At 69.8% G+C, this 13,679-nt stretch carries 11 protein-coding genes and 1 pseudogene; 5 read left to right on the top strand and 7 right to left on the bottom strand.

The window, feature by feature from the left end; genetic code table 11:
- Window positions 1-143: 143 nt before the first annotated feature.
- The 4 genes and pseudogenes from P7A99_RS12800 to P7A99_RS12785 all read right to left on the bottom strand — a co-directional run bounded on the left by P7A99_RS12800 (window position 144) and on the right by P7A99_RS12785 (window position 3,453).
- Window positions 144-1,121 carry an alpha/beta hydrolase gene (locus P7A99_RS12800; protein WP_277794224.1) on the bottom strand — a complete coding sequence of 326 codons (978 nt, stop codon included), beginning with the start codon at window positions 1,119-1,121 and terminating at the stop codon, window positions 144-146.
- A 64-nt stretch (window positions 1,122-1,185) separates the two neighbouring features.
- Window positions 1,186-1,992: a TrmH family RNA methyltransferase gene (locus P7A99_RS12795; protein ID WP_277794223.1), complete on the bottom strand. Its 807-nt coding sequence runs from the start codon at window positions 1,990-1,992 to the stop codon at window positions 1,186-1,188.
- Between the two features lie 64 nt (window positions 1,993-2,056).
- Window positions 2,057-2,131: pseudogene (locus tag P7A99_RS25210) on the bottom strand (hypothetical protein); the annotation flags it as partial.
- A gap of 65 nt (window positions 2,132-2,196) precedes the next feature.
- On the bottom strand, window positions 2,197-3,453 hold the full coding sequence (locus tag P7A99_RS12785; RefSeq protein ID WP_277794222.1) for an MFS transporter: 1,257 nt from the start codon (window positions 3,451-3,453) through the stop codon (window positions 2,197-2,199).
- 234 nt (window positions 3,454-3,687) lie between these two features.
- On the opposite strand from P7A99_RS12785, the gene P7A99_RS12780 reads away from it, so the two are divergent.
- Window positions 3,688-4,752: a LacI family DNA-binding transcriptional regulator gene (locus tag P7A99_RS12780; RefSeq protein WP_277794221.1), complete on the top strand. Its 1,065-nt coding sequence runs from the start codon at window positions 3,688-3,690 to the stop codon at window positions 4,750-4,752.
- Window positions 4,753-4,769: 17 nt separating this feature from the next.
- Here P7A99_RS12780 and P7A99_RS12775 read toward each other — a convergent pair whose 3' ends face one another.
- The 3 genes from P7A99_RS12775 to P7A99_RS12765 all read right to left on the bottom strand — a co-directional run bounded on the left by P7A99_RS12775 (window position 4,770) and on the right by P7A99_RS12765 (window position 9,777).
- On the bottom strand, window positions 4,770-6,398 hold the full coding sequence (locus P7A99_RS12775; RefSeq protein ID WP_277794220.1) for an ABC-F family ATP-binding cassette domain-containing protein: 1,629 nt from the start codon (window positions 6,396-6,398) through the stop codon (window positions 4,770-4,772).
- Between the two features lie 171 nt (window positions 6,399-6,569).
- Window positions 6,570-8,117, bottom strand: coding sequence for a globin-coupled sensor protein (locus P7A99_RS12770; protein WP_277794219.1), 1,548 nt, complete (start codon window positions 8,115-8,117; stop codon window positions 6,570-6,572).
- A gap of 124 nt (window positions 8,118-8,241) precedes the next feature.
- The gene (locus P7A99_RS12765) at window positions 8,242-9,777 is read right to left on the bottom strand and encodes a glucan biosynthesis protein (RefSeq protein ID WP_277794218.1); all 1,536 of its coding nucleotides are present in this window, start codon (window positions 9,775-9,777) and stop codon (window positions 8,242-8,244) included.
- Window positions 9,778-9,998: 221 nt separating this feature from the next.
- Here P7A99_RS12765 and P7A99_RS12760 point away from each other — a divergent pair, with 221 nt between their 5' ends.
- The 4 genes from P7A99_RS12760 to P7A99_RS12745 are packed head-to-tail and all read left to right on the top strand — an operon-like array spanning window position 9,999 to window position 13,511.
- Window positions 9,999-11,114, top strand: coding sequence for an ABC transporter permease (locus P7A99_RS12760; RefSeq protein WP_277794217.1), 1,116 nt, complete (start codon window positions 9,999-10,001; stop codon window positions 11,112-11,114).
- Window positions 11,111-11,932: an ABC transporter ATP-binding protein gene (locus P7A99_RS12755; protein WP_277794216.1), complete on the top strand. Its 822-nt coding sequence runs from the start codon at window positions 11,111-11,113 to the stop codon at window positions 11,930-11,932. Before P7A99_RS12760 ends, P7A99_RS12755 begins: the two co-directional genes overlap by 4 nt.
- A complete protein-coding gene (locus tag P7A99_RS12750; protein WP_277794215.1) occupies window positions 11,932-12,870 on the top strand; it encodes an MlaD family protein in 939 nt (312 codons plus the stop codon). Before P7A99_RS12755 ends, P7A99_RS12750 begins: the two co-directional genes overlap by 1 nt.
- Entirely contained in the window at window positions 12,867-13,511 is a 645-nt protein-coding gene (locus P7A99_RS12745; RefSeq protein ID WP_347276692.1) for an ABC-type transport auxiliary lipoprotein family protein, read from the top strand. Before P7A99_RS12750 ends, P7A99_RS12745 begins: the two co-directional genes overlap by 4 nt.
- Window positions 13,512-13,679: the final 168 nt, after the last annotated feature.

The following is a 13,679-nucleotide window of genomic DNA, read 5'->3' as shown; positions in this document are numbered from 1 at the left end:
CCGACTGAAACGCGGCAGTTTGGCTGCCAGCGTTGATGAAACGCACCGGGATCTACCGGCCAATGGTGAAACCTCTCACCCTCCCACCGCTTCGCGGCGGGCCCCTCCCTCTCTCTTAGAGAGAGGGGTCAAAGGAGCCTCCCTCAGATCCCCTTCTTCTTCGCATAGGCCTCGAACAGGGTCGGCCAGACCTCGACCGGTTTGCCGGCGATCGAGCGCAGGCCGAAACCGTGGCCGCCCTCCTCGAAGACGTGCAGTTCGGCCGGGATCGCCTTGGCCTTCAGGGCGGCGAACATCATCAGGCTGTTCTCGACCGGCACGGCCTTGTCGTCGGCGGCGTGGACCAGGAACACCGGCGGCGTGCGGCCGCCCACCCCGGTTTCGGCCGAATAGGCCTGCACCGCCTCGAACGACGGACTGGCGCCCAGCAGCTGCTTGCGCGAGCCGGCGTGGGTGGTCCCGGCCACCATGGTGATTACCGGATAGATCAGGGCCGACAGATCCGGGCGCGCGGAAAGATCGTCGGCCGCGTCGACACGGTCATAGACCCGGGCCTCGAAGCGGGTGGTCAGGCTGGCCGCCAGGTGCCCGCCGGCCGAGAAGCCCATGATGGCGATACGGTTGGCGTCGAACTTCATGCCCGGCCCCCACGAGCGCACCAGGCGCAGGGCACGCTGGGCGTCCTGCAGCGGCGCATCCGGCCCCGCGCCCCAGCCGTCGCCCGGCAGGCGGTAGAGCAGCACGAAGCAGGTGTAGCCGCGATCGGCCAGCCACTGGGCGGTCTCGAAGCCCTCCTTGTCCATCACGACGCGCTCGTAGCCGCCGCCGGGGATCAGGATCACCGCCGCCCCGTTGGGCTTGCGCGGACGGAACAGGCTGAGCGTCGGCTTGCGCGTGTGGGTCACGGCCCGGTCGCGCGGGCCCTTGCCGTCGCTGCGCTCGGTCACCGTCTCCTGCGCCGTCACCCCCGCCGAGCCCGGCGGATCATTGGGCCACAGCGGCCGCACCTCGCTCGGCTCGGGCACGGCCGGCTTGCGCGCGGCGCTGGCCATGCTCGCGGTCGACAGGGCGGCGAGGCCCGTCAGCAGGGCGAAGGCGCTCCGGCGGTTCAGTTGCGGCATGACGTTCCCTCCAAGCTTTACAAATCGCGGGGACCTTAAGGCCCTCGGTAACCGGTGGACAAGCTCAGCGACCGCCGAACCTCAGGTGATGCAGCACGATCCCGCTGGTGGTCGCCACGTTCAGCGAGTCGAAGCCATTGGCCATCGGGATGCCGATCCCCTCGGCCCTGGCGATGACGTCGGCCGACAGCCCCGGCCCCTCCGCGCCCAGCAGCGCCGCCGCCCTCGCCGGAGGTTCGAGCTCGGCGAGCATGCGTCCCGCCGACGGCGTCAGGGCCAGCGGCGTGAAGCCCGCCCTGCGCAGAAGGTCGACCGCGTCCTCGCCGCGCGCGATGTAGCCCGTGGGCACGCTCAGGGTCGCGCCCACCGAGACGCGGATGGCCTTGCGGTAGAACGGATCGCAGCAGTCGGCGTCCAGCAGCACCGCATCGGCCCCGAAGGCGGCGGCGTTGCGGAAAATGCCGCCCAGATTGTCGTGGTTGGCGATGCCGAACAGCGCCAGCACCACCGCCCGCTCGGGCAGGCTCGCCAGCAGGTCGGCGGCCGGGATCGCGTCGGGCTTGCGCCCCACCGCCAGCACCCCGCGATGCAGGTGAAAGCCGGCCACGGCGTCCAGCACCGCCTGCTCGACCAGGTAGACCGGGGTCTCGTCGGCCAAGCCGGCGAACACCTCTGACAGCTTGTCGCGACGCTTGGGGTCGATCAGCAACGATTCCACCCGATCGGCTGCGTCGCGCACGAAGGCCCGCAGCACCGTCTCGCCCTCGGCGATGAACCGCCCTTCCCGGCCCACCAGGTCGCGCTCCTTGATGTCGCGATAGGCGGCCACGCGCGGATCGGCGGGATCGGTGATGGTCAGGAACTGGGGCACGGCGGATCTGGCGAAGTCTGCTCAATTCAATGCGGCCCGCAACACGCGACCAACCCCATCCGTCGTCATCCCGGCCGCAGCGAAGCGGAGAGCCGGGACCCAGGGGCCGGCGCACTGCGGTTGCTCCTGGGTCCCGGGTCTACGGCGCTTTGCGCCTTCGCCCGGGATGACGATCGAAGAGGACGATCTTGATCGAATCCGAACCTAACGCACGCCCCGTATCGGAAGGATCGCCAGACCGCCAGCCATGGCCAGCCCCGCGGCCACCAGGAACAGCGCGTGATAGTCGGTGCGGCTGGGCCCCAGGAACCACACCGCCAGCACCGGCGCCAGGGCCTGGGGCAGCGTGTTGGCGAGGTTGATGACCCCCAGATCCTTGCCCGCGTCGTCCTGCGAGGGCAGCACCTGGCTGACCAGGGCGATGTCGACGGCGTAGTAGCAGCCCGCCCCGCAGCCGAAGACCACGAAGCCGACCAGCACCACCGCCCAGCCAGGGGTCAGCGAAAAGGTCACCATGGCCGCCGCCAGAATCATCGCCGCCCCGGCCGCGAACAGCTTTCGCCGTCCCAGGCGGTCGCTCAGCATGCCGAACAGCATCGCGCAGGTCACGTTGGCGACGGTCGCCACGGTGGTCAGCAGCGCCAGCCCCTGCTCGGCCCGCCGGCCGGGAAACAGCGCCGGATAGTTCAGCGCGTCCTGCAGGTAGTAGAGCATGTAGCACTGGGTCAGGGTGATCGCGACCAGCACCATGAACCGGCTGACCCAGGCCAGGGCGAAGTCGGGATGCTTGCGCGGGTCGACCCACAGTCCTTTCAGGAACCCTACCAGGCTGAAGCGCTCGGTCGCGTCGGCGGTGATCGGCGGATCCTTCAGGCGCAGGGCGAAGGGCGCGATGGCCAGCACCAGCACCACGCTGATGGCGGCATAGCGCGAGGCCTCCGAGGTCAAGAGGCCGCCGACCAGAACCGCCCCGGCCACGGCTCCGATCGGATGGCCAAGGCTCAGGAAGGCCGCCACCCGGCCCTTCTGGGCGTCGGGCACGCGGTCGGGCAGCAGGGCCAGCAGCGCGGCGAACAGCATGTTGAAAGCCAGCTGGAAGACGATGACCCCGAGGATCAGCTCCAGCCGGCTGTCGGCCAGCATGATCGCGCCATAGGCCAGCACGGTGCCGACGAGGCCGATCAGCAGCCACGGGCGCCGACGGCCGAAGCGCGAGGTGGTGCGGTCGCTGATCGCGCCGGCCAGCAGGTTGGCGATGCTGGCGATGAGCGCGCCCCAGAACGCCGTCTGGCTGAGAACCACGGCCTTCTGGGCGGGATCCAGCGCGGCGGCCTTCAGCGGCAGCAGCACCTGGATCAGCGGCATGAAGCTGATGAACGCGCCCATCTGGGCGATGGTGAAGGCGGCGATGAAACTCGGCCGAACCGGTTCAACCGGCCGGCTGGCGCCGCTCCGCGACATGGCTGCTCCCTGTGACCGACGCGGTCATTTAAAGCCGCCGCGTTCGCCTGCCCGGCGACCTTCGCCGCGCCGCCTGCGCCCGGCAAGGGGCCATCGGCGCCGTCCCCGAGTTTTTTCGTCGCCGCCGGGGTCGCGTTCCGTGCGACAAATGCTCTAGGCTCGGACAAACGGTTGAGTCCGCGTCCGCGGGCTCGATCCGACCAGTGAGTTCGAAGCGGGGGAAGCGGCAAACCGATGGCGTCGGTGACCATCTACGACGTGGCGGCGCGCGCCGAGGTTTCGATCAAGACCGTCTCGCGGGTCATGAACAACGAGCCGAACGTGCGCCCGATGATGCGCGAACGCGTGCTCGAGGCCGCCCAGGCCCTGGGCTACAGCCCCAATCTTTCAGCCCGCAGCCTGGCCGGTTCCAAGAGCTTCGTCATCGCCGTCTTCGTCGACGCGGCCCTGACCATCGACCACTGGCGCAGCGAGCGCGGCGCCGACTATCTGTCGCGCATCCAGCTGGGCGCCACGCTGCAATGCCGCGACGCCGGCTATCACCTGCTGGTCGAACTGATCGACCACGAGGCCCCGCAGATCCGTCAGGAGGTCGGCGCCCTGCTCGCGGCCCTCAAGCCCGACGGCGTGATCCTGACCCCGCCCAGCTCAGACAACGAGATCGTGCTGGAGCTGCTGAACAAGGCCGGTACGCCCTATGTGCGCCTGGGTCCGGAAGAGGCCGACGGCCCCGGTCCGCGCGTCCACATGGACAATTTCGCCGCCGCCCGCGACGTCACCGAACACCTGGCGGGCCTTGGCCACAAGCGCATCGGCTTCGTGGTCGGCGAGCCGCGCCACGGCGCCAGCCAGGCCCGCCGCGCCGGCTATGTCGCCGCGATGGAGGCCCGCGGCCTGACCGTCGACGAGGCCTGGATCCGCCAGGGCGACTTCACCTTCCAGTCGGGCCACGACGCGGCCAAGGCCCTCTTGGCGCTGCCCGACCGCCCGACGGCGATCTTCGCCTCCAACGACGACATGGCGCTGGGCGTGCTGGCCGCCGCCGCCGAGGCCGGCGTGCTGGTGCCCGGCGAGGTCTCGGTCGCCGGCTTCGACGACAGCCCCAGCGCCCGCTTCTCCCGCCCGCAGCTGACCACCGTCCGCCAGCCCGTCGCCGAGATGGCCGAACTGGCCACGCGCATGCTGATCAAGGGCCAGGTCAAGGGCGGCGCGGCCGGGGCGATGGCCCAGCCGATCGACGAGCTCCTGCCGTTCGAGCTGATCCACCGCGCCTCGACCGCCCCGCCGCCGGTGGCGTAGGGGCGGCCCAGGCTGGCCTAGCCGCCCGGATGCAGGCCCGGCGCTTCCTGGCCGGTGCGGGCGACATATTCGGTATAGCCGCCGCCATACTGGTGGATGCCCTCGGGCGTCAGCTCCAGCACGCGGTTCGACAGCGCCCCCAGGAAGTGGCGGTCGTGCGAGACGAACAGCATCGTGCCCTCGAAATCCGCCAGGGCCGCGACCAGCATCTCCTTGGTCGCCATGTCCAGGTGGTTGGTCGGCTCGTCCAGCACCAGCAGGTTGGGCGGATCGAACAGCATCTTGGCCATCACCAGGCGGGCCTTCTCGCCGCCTGACAGCACGCGGCAGGGCTTTTCGACGTCGTCGCCGGAGAAGCCGAAGCAGCCGGCCAGCGTGCGCAGGGCCCCTTGGCCGGCCTGCGGGAACGAACGCTCCAGCGACTCGAAGATCGTCTCCTCGCCGTCCAGCAGGTCCATCGAGTGCTGGGCGAAATAGCCCATCTTGACGCTGGCGCCGATGCTGACCGCGCCCTGGTCGGGCTTGGTGTCGCCGGCCACCAGCTTCAGCAGCGTCGACTTGCCGGCCCCGTTGGCGCCGAGCACGCACCAGCGCTCCTTGCGGCGCACCAGGAAGTCGAGGGCCTCATAGATCGGCTTGTCGCCATAGCCCTTGTGGACGCCCCGCAGGCTGATCACGTCCTCGCCCGAGCGCGGCGGGCTCTGGAACTCGAACTGCACCGTCTGGCGACGGCGCGGGGCCTCGACCCGTTCGATCTTGTCGAGCTTCTTGACTCGGCTCTGCACCTGGGCGGCGTGCGAGGCGCGCGCCTTGAACTTCTCGATGAACTTGATTTCCTTGGCCAGCATCGCCTGCTGCCGCTCGTACTGCGCCTGGCGCTGCGCTTCGCTGAGCGCCCGCTGCTGGTCATAGAAGTCCAGGTCGCCCGAATAGGTGATCAGCGAGCCGGCGTCGATCTCGACCACCTTGCCGATGATGCGGTTCATGAAGGCGCGGTCGTGCGAGGTCATCAGCAGCGCGCCGTCGTAGTTCTTCAGGAACGCCTCCAGCCAGATCAGGCTTTCCAGGTCCAGGTGGTTGGAGGGTTCGTCCAGCAGCATGCCGTCGGGGCGCATCAGCAGGATGCGGGCCAGCGCCACGCGCATCTTCCAGCCGCCCGACAGCAGGCCGACGTCGCCGTCCATGCGTTCCTGGCTGAAGCTCAGGCCGGCCAGCACCTCGCGGGCGCGGGCTTCCAGCGCGTAGCCGTCCAGCTCCTGAAAGCGCTCCAGCACCTCGCCGTAGCGTTCCATGACGGCGTCCAGCTGATCGGCCTGGTCCGGATCGACCATGGCCGCCTCCAGCGTCGCCATCTCGGCGGCCAGGGCGCTGACGGGGCCGACGCCATCCATCACCGCGGCGACGGCGCTCTGGCCCGCCATCTCGCCGACGTCCTGGCTGAAATAGCCGATCCGCATGCCGGGATCGATCGAGACCAGCCCGTCGTCGGGCTGCTCCTGGCTGGTGATCATGCGGAACAGCGTCGTCTTGCCGGCGCCGTTCGGGCCGACGAGGCCGACCTTCTCACCCTTCTGGATGCCCATCGAGGCTTCGATGAACAGGATCTGGTGGCCGTTCTGCTTGGAGATGTTGTCGAGGCGGATCATGGGGCGGTCTGCTAGCTCGGCTGGCCCAAGAACGCCAGCCTCGGCGCCGCAACAATTGCGGGCGCGACGATCGGTCCGCCCTCCCCGTCCCGCCGCGCGGTCGGCCAAACGAAAAAGGGGCGCGACCTTCACGGCCGCGCCCCTTCCGAAACCCGAAGGTTGGAACCGGCCTTAACGCCCGGGACGGGCGAAGGCGGCGACCTTGGCGCGGGCGGCGTGCACCGGATGTTCCGGCTCGGCGTAGCGCTGAGCCGGCGCGGCATGGCTCGATCCGATCCGGAAGCCGCCCACATGGTTGGCCAGGTCGGCGGCCTCGGCGCGCAGGGCGCGGGTGGCGTCGGTCGAGCGCTGGGCCATGGCGGTGTTGCGCTGGGTGACCTGGTCCAGCTGGCCGACGGCGCTGTTGACCTCGGTCAGGGCGCTGGCCTGCTCGTTGGCCGAGGCGGCGATCTCGTTGACCAGGCTGTCGATGGCGCCGACCTTGTCGACGATGCCGCGCAGGGCGTCGCCTGTTTGGCGCACCAGCTCGACGCCCTCGCCGACCTGGCGGCTGGAATCCGAGATCAGGCTCTTGATCTCCTTGGCCGCTTCGGCCGAGCGCTGGGCGAGAGCCCGCACTTCCTGGGCCACGACGGCGAAGCCCTTGCCCGCGTCGCCGGCGCGCGCGGCCTCGACCCCGGCGTTCAGGGCCAGCAGGTTGGTCTGGAAAGCGATCTCGTCGATGACGCCCAGGATGTGGTTGACCTGGTTGGACGAGCTTTCGATCTGGCTCATGGCCTCGGCGGCGCGGGTCACGACCGCGCCCGAACGCTGGGCCTCGGTGGCGGCCTCGCCGACGCGCGAGGAGACCTCGCGGGCGCTCTGGGCGGTCTTGGCGACGGTCGAGGTCAGCTGTTCGACGGCGGCGGCGGTCTGCTCCAGGGTGGCGGCCTGCTGCTCGCTGCGCATGGCCAGGTCGTCGGCGGCCGAGGCGATCTCGTCGGCGCCCGAGCGGATGCCGCGGGTGGCGCGGTCGACCGCGCCCATGGCTTCGGCGAGGGCGGCCGCGGCCTGGTCGAAGTCGGACTTCAGGCTGACGAACTCGGGCGACAGGGCGCCGTCGACGCGGGCCGACAGGTCGCCGGCCGCCAGACGCGACAGGGCGTCGCCGACCGCGCGCACGGCGTCGGCCTGGCGCTGCTCGGCGCTGGCGCGCTCGGCTTCCAGCTGGTCGCGCTCGTCCTGCAGCAGCTCCAGATAGGTCGAGATGGCCAGGTCCATGTCCAGCATGATCGCCTTGTTCAGCGCCACCAGCCCGTCGGCCAGCTCGCCGTCGTTCTTGGCGTTGGTGAACAGGCCCTTGGCGCGCTTTTCGACCATGGCGCGGATCAGCTTCTCGGCCACCAGGGCGTAGCCGCCGATGTACCAGCGCGGTTCCAGGCCGATGACGGCGTGGGCCTTGCCGATGCGGGCGACGTCCTGCTGGTAGTCGGCGCCGTACTCGGCGGTCGCCAGGCGGCGCCAGTGCGAGGACTGCCGGCCCTGGGCGTTGCTGATGTGGGCGTCGCTCGAGAACATGCGACGCGTCTCGGGATAGGCGCGCACCTGGGCGTAGAACGAGTCCAGCGCGCCGTTGATCTCGGCGTCGATGATCGGCTTGGCGGCTCGCAGCGCGGCGCGGTCCTTGTGGTCGAAGCGCATGAAGCTCATGCGCTGGTCGAGCTGGTTCTGCGCGCTCATGCCGCCACCCCTGGTCACTGGAATCCTGATCGGAAGAGCCGTGACGGCAATTCATTAACCAAGATTGAAACCCAGGCGGGTTCTTACGCAAAAGCCGTATAGGCCGCCGCCCTGCGACGTCCCGTCACGCCGTCCAGAGGTAGCGCCAGGTCTCCGAGATCGGCTTGCCGTCACGCGTCAGGCGCAGGCTCAGTTCCGCCTGCTTGCCGTTGGGTTTCAGGCCGAAGGCGGCCCGCGCCGTGGCCGCGCGCGGATAGGGCGTGATGTTGCTCCAGGTGGTCTCGCCGCCCTTGGCCTCGATATCCAGCTTAACGCCGTCCAGCCCGTCGGCCAGCATCGGACCCGACAGGTCGATGGTGAACATCCGCAGGCCATCCTGCGCGTCGGCGCCGGTGCGGGTGCGCACCACCCTCGCCTCTCCGTCGCCCAGACGCTCGCCGCCCCAGTGCAGGCGGTAGGACAGGTCCACGCGCGAACCGGCCTCCCAGGGCGCGTCGGGCCGCCAGAAGACGGCGATGTTGTCGTCGCTCTCCTTGCGGGTGGCCAGTTCGGCCAGCACCACCGCGCCCTTGCCCCAGGGGCCCAGCGGCTCGACCCACAGGCTGGGCCGCAGGTCGTAGCGGGCCTCGAGGTCGCCATAGTCCTCCAGCCGCCGCGCCCGCTGCACGAGGCCGAAGCCCCGGGGGTTCTCGTCCTGGAAGTACGACAGGCGGTGGGCCGTCGGGTTGGTCAGCGGCCGCCAGATCTGCTCGCCGGTCCCGGTCAGCATGGCCAGGCCGTCGCTGTCGTGCACGGCGGTGCGGAAATCATCGCCGCGCGGCCCGTCCGAGACGTTGAACAGGAACATGCTGCTCTGCGCCGCCACGCCCATCTTCGTCATCTTCACGCGCGGAAAGATGGTGGCCGCGACGTCGAAGGTCACCTGCTGGCCCGGCCGGATCGTGAAGCTGTAGGCCCCCGTGCAGCTGGGGCTGTCCATCAGCGCGTGAACGACCACCGTCTCGGCGCCGTCGGCCGGACGCTCCAGCCAGAAGCGCTCGAAGCTCGGGAATTCCTCGTTCGGCTCGCCGGCGCCGATGGCCAGCCCCCGCGACGAGAGGCCGTAGAACTGGTCGCGACCCAGGCTGCGGAAATAGCTCGCGCCCTGGAAGACGGCGATCTCGTCCAGCTTGTCGGCGCGATTCAGCGGCCACAGCAGGCGCAGGCCCGAGAAACCGCCGATCGCCTTGGCTGCGTCGCCGTGCTCGCCCGGCACGTCGAACATCTCAGGATCGAACGGCACCGGCCGCGCCACCCCGCCCTCGACCTCGTAGATCGGGAAGACGCGCGGATAGAGATAGGCCGGCGGGAAGAACTCGGCGCGGAACGGCGCCGGCCGGTCGGCCCACAGCGCGTGCTCGCCGCGGAACCGGATGCGGAAATATTCGTCGTAGGTCAGGCCGGCCAGCCCCCCGCCACCGCCGGCGGCCGGCGCGCGATAGGGCTTCCTGGCCAGCTGCTCGGCGATGCCGCGCAGAATGTCGGGCGAGAACGCCTCGCCTCCATTGTCCGAAGAAGGCGACGCCGGTTGCGCCGCAACAAGCCGAGGCAGCATGGCCATCAGCGCTCCGAGAGACAGCGTGCCGAGCGCGCCGCGCCGGCTGACAGAAGCAAATTCCATGCGGCCCTTCTATGCCGCGCGCCCATGCGACGCTACAAACCAAGCGTTGGATTATCGCCTGTTGACGGCGCCTTTGCGGCGGCGCCGCATAAAGCTGCAAGCGAAGTCTTCCGTGTTCGGCCATGATGATGACGCAACAAGCTACGCCTTGAAGCGTTTGAGCCCGCGACACAGTCCCTGCTAGGCTGGGTGTTCGTGGCAACGAGGGGTAAGCGCAGTAGATGGGCGTGCCGGCGGAATTCACCCTGGACGACAAGGACGGCGGCAAGTCCGTCGTGCTTTCCGGGGACTGGACGGCGCGCGGCATGGCCGACGCCGGCCTGCGACTCGCCGAGGCCATGAAGGGCTCTGAGTCGTTCGACCTCGACCTCACCGGCATGAACCGCTGCGACACGGCCGGCGCCTACGCCATCATCCGCGCCGCCGACGGCCGGCTGTCGGCGGGCAGCATCAAGGCCCGCCCCCAGACCCTGCGCCTGCTGGAACTGGTCGGCGAGGCCACCCAGGCCGAATGCCCGCCCGACAACCGCCTGCACGGCGTCGTCGCCCTGCTCGACCGCATCGGCCGGGGCCTGTTCGACCTGCTGCGCGACGGCTACGGCACGCTGATCTTCCTGGGCCACCTGCTGACCGCCCTGGCCCGCTGCGCCATCAACCCGCGCAAGATCCGCTGGGCCCCGATCGTCTCGCTGGCCGAGCGCGCGGGCCTGGACGCCATGCCGATCGTGGCCACCACCACCTTCTTCATCGGCGCGGTCGTGGCCCTGCTGGGCGCCAACCTCTTGACCGACTTCGGCGCCCAGGTGTTCAGCGTCGAGCTGGTCGGCGTGTCGGTGCTGCGCGAGTTCAACATCCTGATCACCGCCATCCTGCTGGCCGGCCGCTCGGCCTCCAGCTTCGCGGCCGAGATCGGCTCGATGAAGATGAACCAGGAGATCGACGCCATGCAGGTGATCGGCGTCGATCCCTACGAGGCGCTGATCCTGCCCCGCTTCGCCGCCCTGCTGCTGACCATCCCGCTGCTGACCTTCGTGGCCACCCTGGCGGGCCTGGCCGGCGGCATGGTCGTGGTCTGGGTCGCGCTGGACCTGTCGCCCGGCTTCTTCCTGCAGCGGATGAGCGACTATGTCGGCGTCACCCACTTCTGGATCGGCATGTCCAAGGCCCCGGTTATGGCCATGGTCATCGCCGCCATCGGCTGCCGCCAGGGTATGGAGGTCGGCAACGACGTCGAGTCGCTGGGCCGCCGCGTCACCGCCGCCGTCGTCCACGCGATCTTCGCCATCATCTTCATCGATGCGGTCTTCGCCCTGCTCTACATGGAGCTCGAAGTATGACCGCCGCCTCCTCACACGCTGCGGCGCCCGACGCGGCCGAAGCCGCCCCGCCCATCCAGGTCGACGGCCTGGTCTCGCGCTTTGGCGACAACGTCGTGCATGACGACCTCGACCTCACCGTCGAGCGTGGCGAGGTGCTGGGCGTCGTCGGCGGCTCGGGCACCGGCAAGTCGGTGCTGCTCAACAGCATCATCGGCCTCAAGGCCCCCGACGGCGGTGTCATCCGCCTGTTCGGCGAGGACATGCAGGAGGCCTCGCGCCGCAAGTGGACGGCGCTGGAGCGCCGCTGGGGCGTACTGTTCCAGCAGGGCGCGCTGTTCTCGAACCTGACCGTGCGCGAGAACGTCGCCGCGCCTTTGTTCGAGCATACCCGCCTGCCCAAGAGCGAGATCCTGGAGCTGGCCGACCTGAAGATCGCCCTGACCGGCCTGCCGCCGCGCGCGGGGGCCCTCAAGCCGGCCGAGCTGTCGGGCGGCATGCGCAAGCGCGCGGGCCTGGCCCGGGCGCTGGCGCTCGACCCCGAACTTCTGTTCCTCGACGAACCCACCGCCGGCCTCGACCCGATCGGCGCCGCGGCCTTCGACGAGCTGATCAAGGACCTGTCCGACAGCCTCGATCTTACGGTGTTCATGATCACCCACGACCTGGACAGCCTCTACGCCATCACCGACCGCGTCGCCGTCCTGGCCGACAAGAAGGTGATCGCCCAGGCCCCGGTCGAGGAGCTCGAACACTCCGACCACCCCTGGATCAAGGAATACTTCCTGGGCCCGCGCGGACGCGCGGCCGGGAAAGGCGCTACGGCGAGGAGCCGCTGATGGAAAGAAACGCCAACTACGCCCTCGTGGGCGCGGCCTGCCTGATCCTGTTCATGGGTCTGGTGGTGTTCGTCGTCTGGCTGGCCAAGCTGCAGTTCAACAAGGACTACGACCTCTACGACGTGCTGTTCGTCGGCCCGGTGCGCGGGCTGTCGGAGGGCGGCGAGGTGCACTTCAACGGCATCAAGGTCGGCGAGGTCACCAAGATCGAGCTCGACAAGGCCGACCCGAACCGCGTCATCGCCCATACCCGTCTGACCTCGGACGTGCCGGTCCGCGTCGACAGCTACGCCACGCTGGAGCCCCAGGGCATCACCGGCGTCAACTACATCCAGCTGACCGCCGGCACCTCGACCAAGCCGCTGCTGAAGGACACCGTCGAAAAGGGCGACATCCCGATCATCCGCAGCCAGCGCAGCGCCCTGTCCGACCTGCTCGAGGGCGGCGGCACGGTGCTGACCCGCACCATCGAGGCGCTCGACCGCGTCAACCGCGTGCTGTCCGACCGCAACATCAAAACCTTCAGCGCCGGCCTGTCCGACGTCCAGGCCGTCACCGCCGAACTGCGCGAGCGCAAGGCGGTCATCGCCGACGCCCAGAAGGCGCTGCAGAGCATCGACGCCACCGCCCAGGAGATCGCCAACCTCTCGCGCTCGACGCAAGGGGTGGTCGACGGCGACGGCCGCAAGGCGATCAAGGACCTCGGCGCGGCCGCCGACGAGATCAAGGCCGCGGCCAAGGACGTCCGTTCGATGGTCGGCCGCCTGGAGGGCCCGACCAGCGACTTCGCCTCTACGGGCCTGCCGCAGCTGTCGTCGGCCATCGTCACCCTGCAGTCGGCCGCCGAGTCCCTCGACCGCCTGGTCGGCGAGGTCGAGCAGAACCCGCGCGGCCTGGTGGGCAAGGCCCCGGCCAAGGAAGTGGAGATCAAGCCGTGAGCGCGTCGATGAAGAAAATCGCCTCGGGCCTCGCCGTCGCCGGCCTGGCGCTCAGCCTGTCGGCCTGCATCAGCGTGTTCCCCAAGGCCAAGCCCTCGGGCATGTACCGCTTCGGAACCACCGCCCCGGCCGCCTCGAAGGGGCCGCCCGGCGCGATGTTCGGCGTGCTCAAGGCCCCGACCGTCTTCACCCGCCCCTCGGCCGGCGACCGCATCCTGACCACGGCCCCCGGCGGCGAAGCGGCCTATGTCGCCGGCGCCCGCTGGATCGCCCCGGCCAGCGTGCAGTTCGACGAAGCCCTCTCGCGGGCCTTCGACGCCGATCCGGGCCGCGCCCGCCTGATCGGCCGCGGCGAGGTGGCAAAGGCCCAGATGGTGCTGCGGCTCGAGGTCCGCACCTTCGAGGCGGCCTATGTCGACGGCCCCAAGGCCCCGCCCGAGGTCATCGTCCAGGTACGCGGCGTCATCAGCCGCACCGGCGACCGCGCCCTGGTCGGCGACCAGGTGTTCGAGGCCAAGGTGAAGGCCGCCGACAACCGCGTCGGCCCCATCGTCGCCGCTTTCGACCAGGCCAACGCCAAGGTCATCGGCGACCTGGTGGGCTGGATCAACGCGGCCGGCGCCGGCCTGCCGGCGGAGTAAAGATCCTCCCCCTGAAGGGGGAGGTGGCCCGAAGGGCCGGAGGGGGAAGTGTCTGCCGAGGTCGGTTTCCCGCACCTTCAGCCCACCACTCCCGCCTCCCTCGCCCCTGTGGCGAGGGCCCATGCCGGCCGCTGCTCAGGCGGCGGCTGGGCTCGAAAGGTCTGAGCA

This window comes from Caulobacter endophyticus, from assembly GCF_029543245.1.
GTDB classification, from domain to species: domain Bacteria; phylum Pseudomonadota; class Alphaproteobacteria; order Caulobacterales; family Caulobacteraceae; genus Caulobacter; species Caulobacter endophyticus_A.
Note: the sequence above shows the minus strand (reverse complement) of the source record. Positions and strands in the feature narration are given on the sequence as shown.

Coding starts and splice junctions, on each gene's coding strand:
- P7A99_RS12800 (WP_277794224.1), bottom strand. CDS start 1,121: ATGCCGCAACTGAACCGCCGGAGCGCCTTCGCCCTGCTGACGGGCCTC.
- P7A99_RS12785 (WP_277794222.1), bottom strand. CDS start 3,453: ATGTCGCGGAGCGGCGCCAGCCGGCCGGTTGAACCGGTTCGGCCGAGT.
- P7A99_RS12780 (WP_277794221.1), top strand. CDS start 3,688: ATGGCGTCGGTGACCATCTACGACGTGGCGGCGCGCGCCGAGGTTTCG.
- P7A99_RS12775 (WP_277794220.1), bottom strand. CDS start 6,398: ATGATCCGCCTCGACAACATCTCCAAGCAGAACGGCCACCAGATCCTG.
- P7A99_RS12770 (WP_277794219.1), bottom strand. CDS start 8,117: ATGAGCGCGCAGAACCAGCTCGACCAGCGCATGAGCTTCATGCGCTTC.
- P7A99_RS12765 (WP_277794218.1), bottom strand. CDS start 9,777: ATGGAATTTGCTTCTGTCAGCCGGCGCGGCGCGCTCGGCACGCTGTCT.
- P7A99_RS12760 (WP_277794217.1), top strand. CDS start 9,999: ATGGGCGTGCCGGCGGAATTCACCCTGGACGACAAGGACGGCGGCAAG.
- P7A99_RS12755 (WP_277794216.1), top strand. CDS start 11,111: ATGACCGCCGCCTCCTCACACGCTGCGGCGCCCGACGCGGCCGAAGCC.
- P7A99_RS12750 (WP_277794215.1), top strand. CDS start 11,932: ATGGAAAGAAACGCCAACTACGCCCTCGTGGGCGCGGCCTGCCTGATC.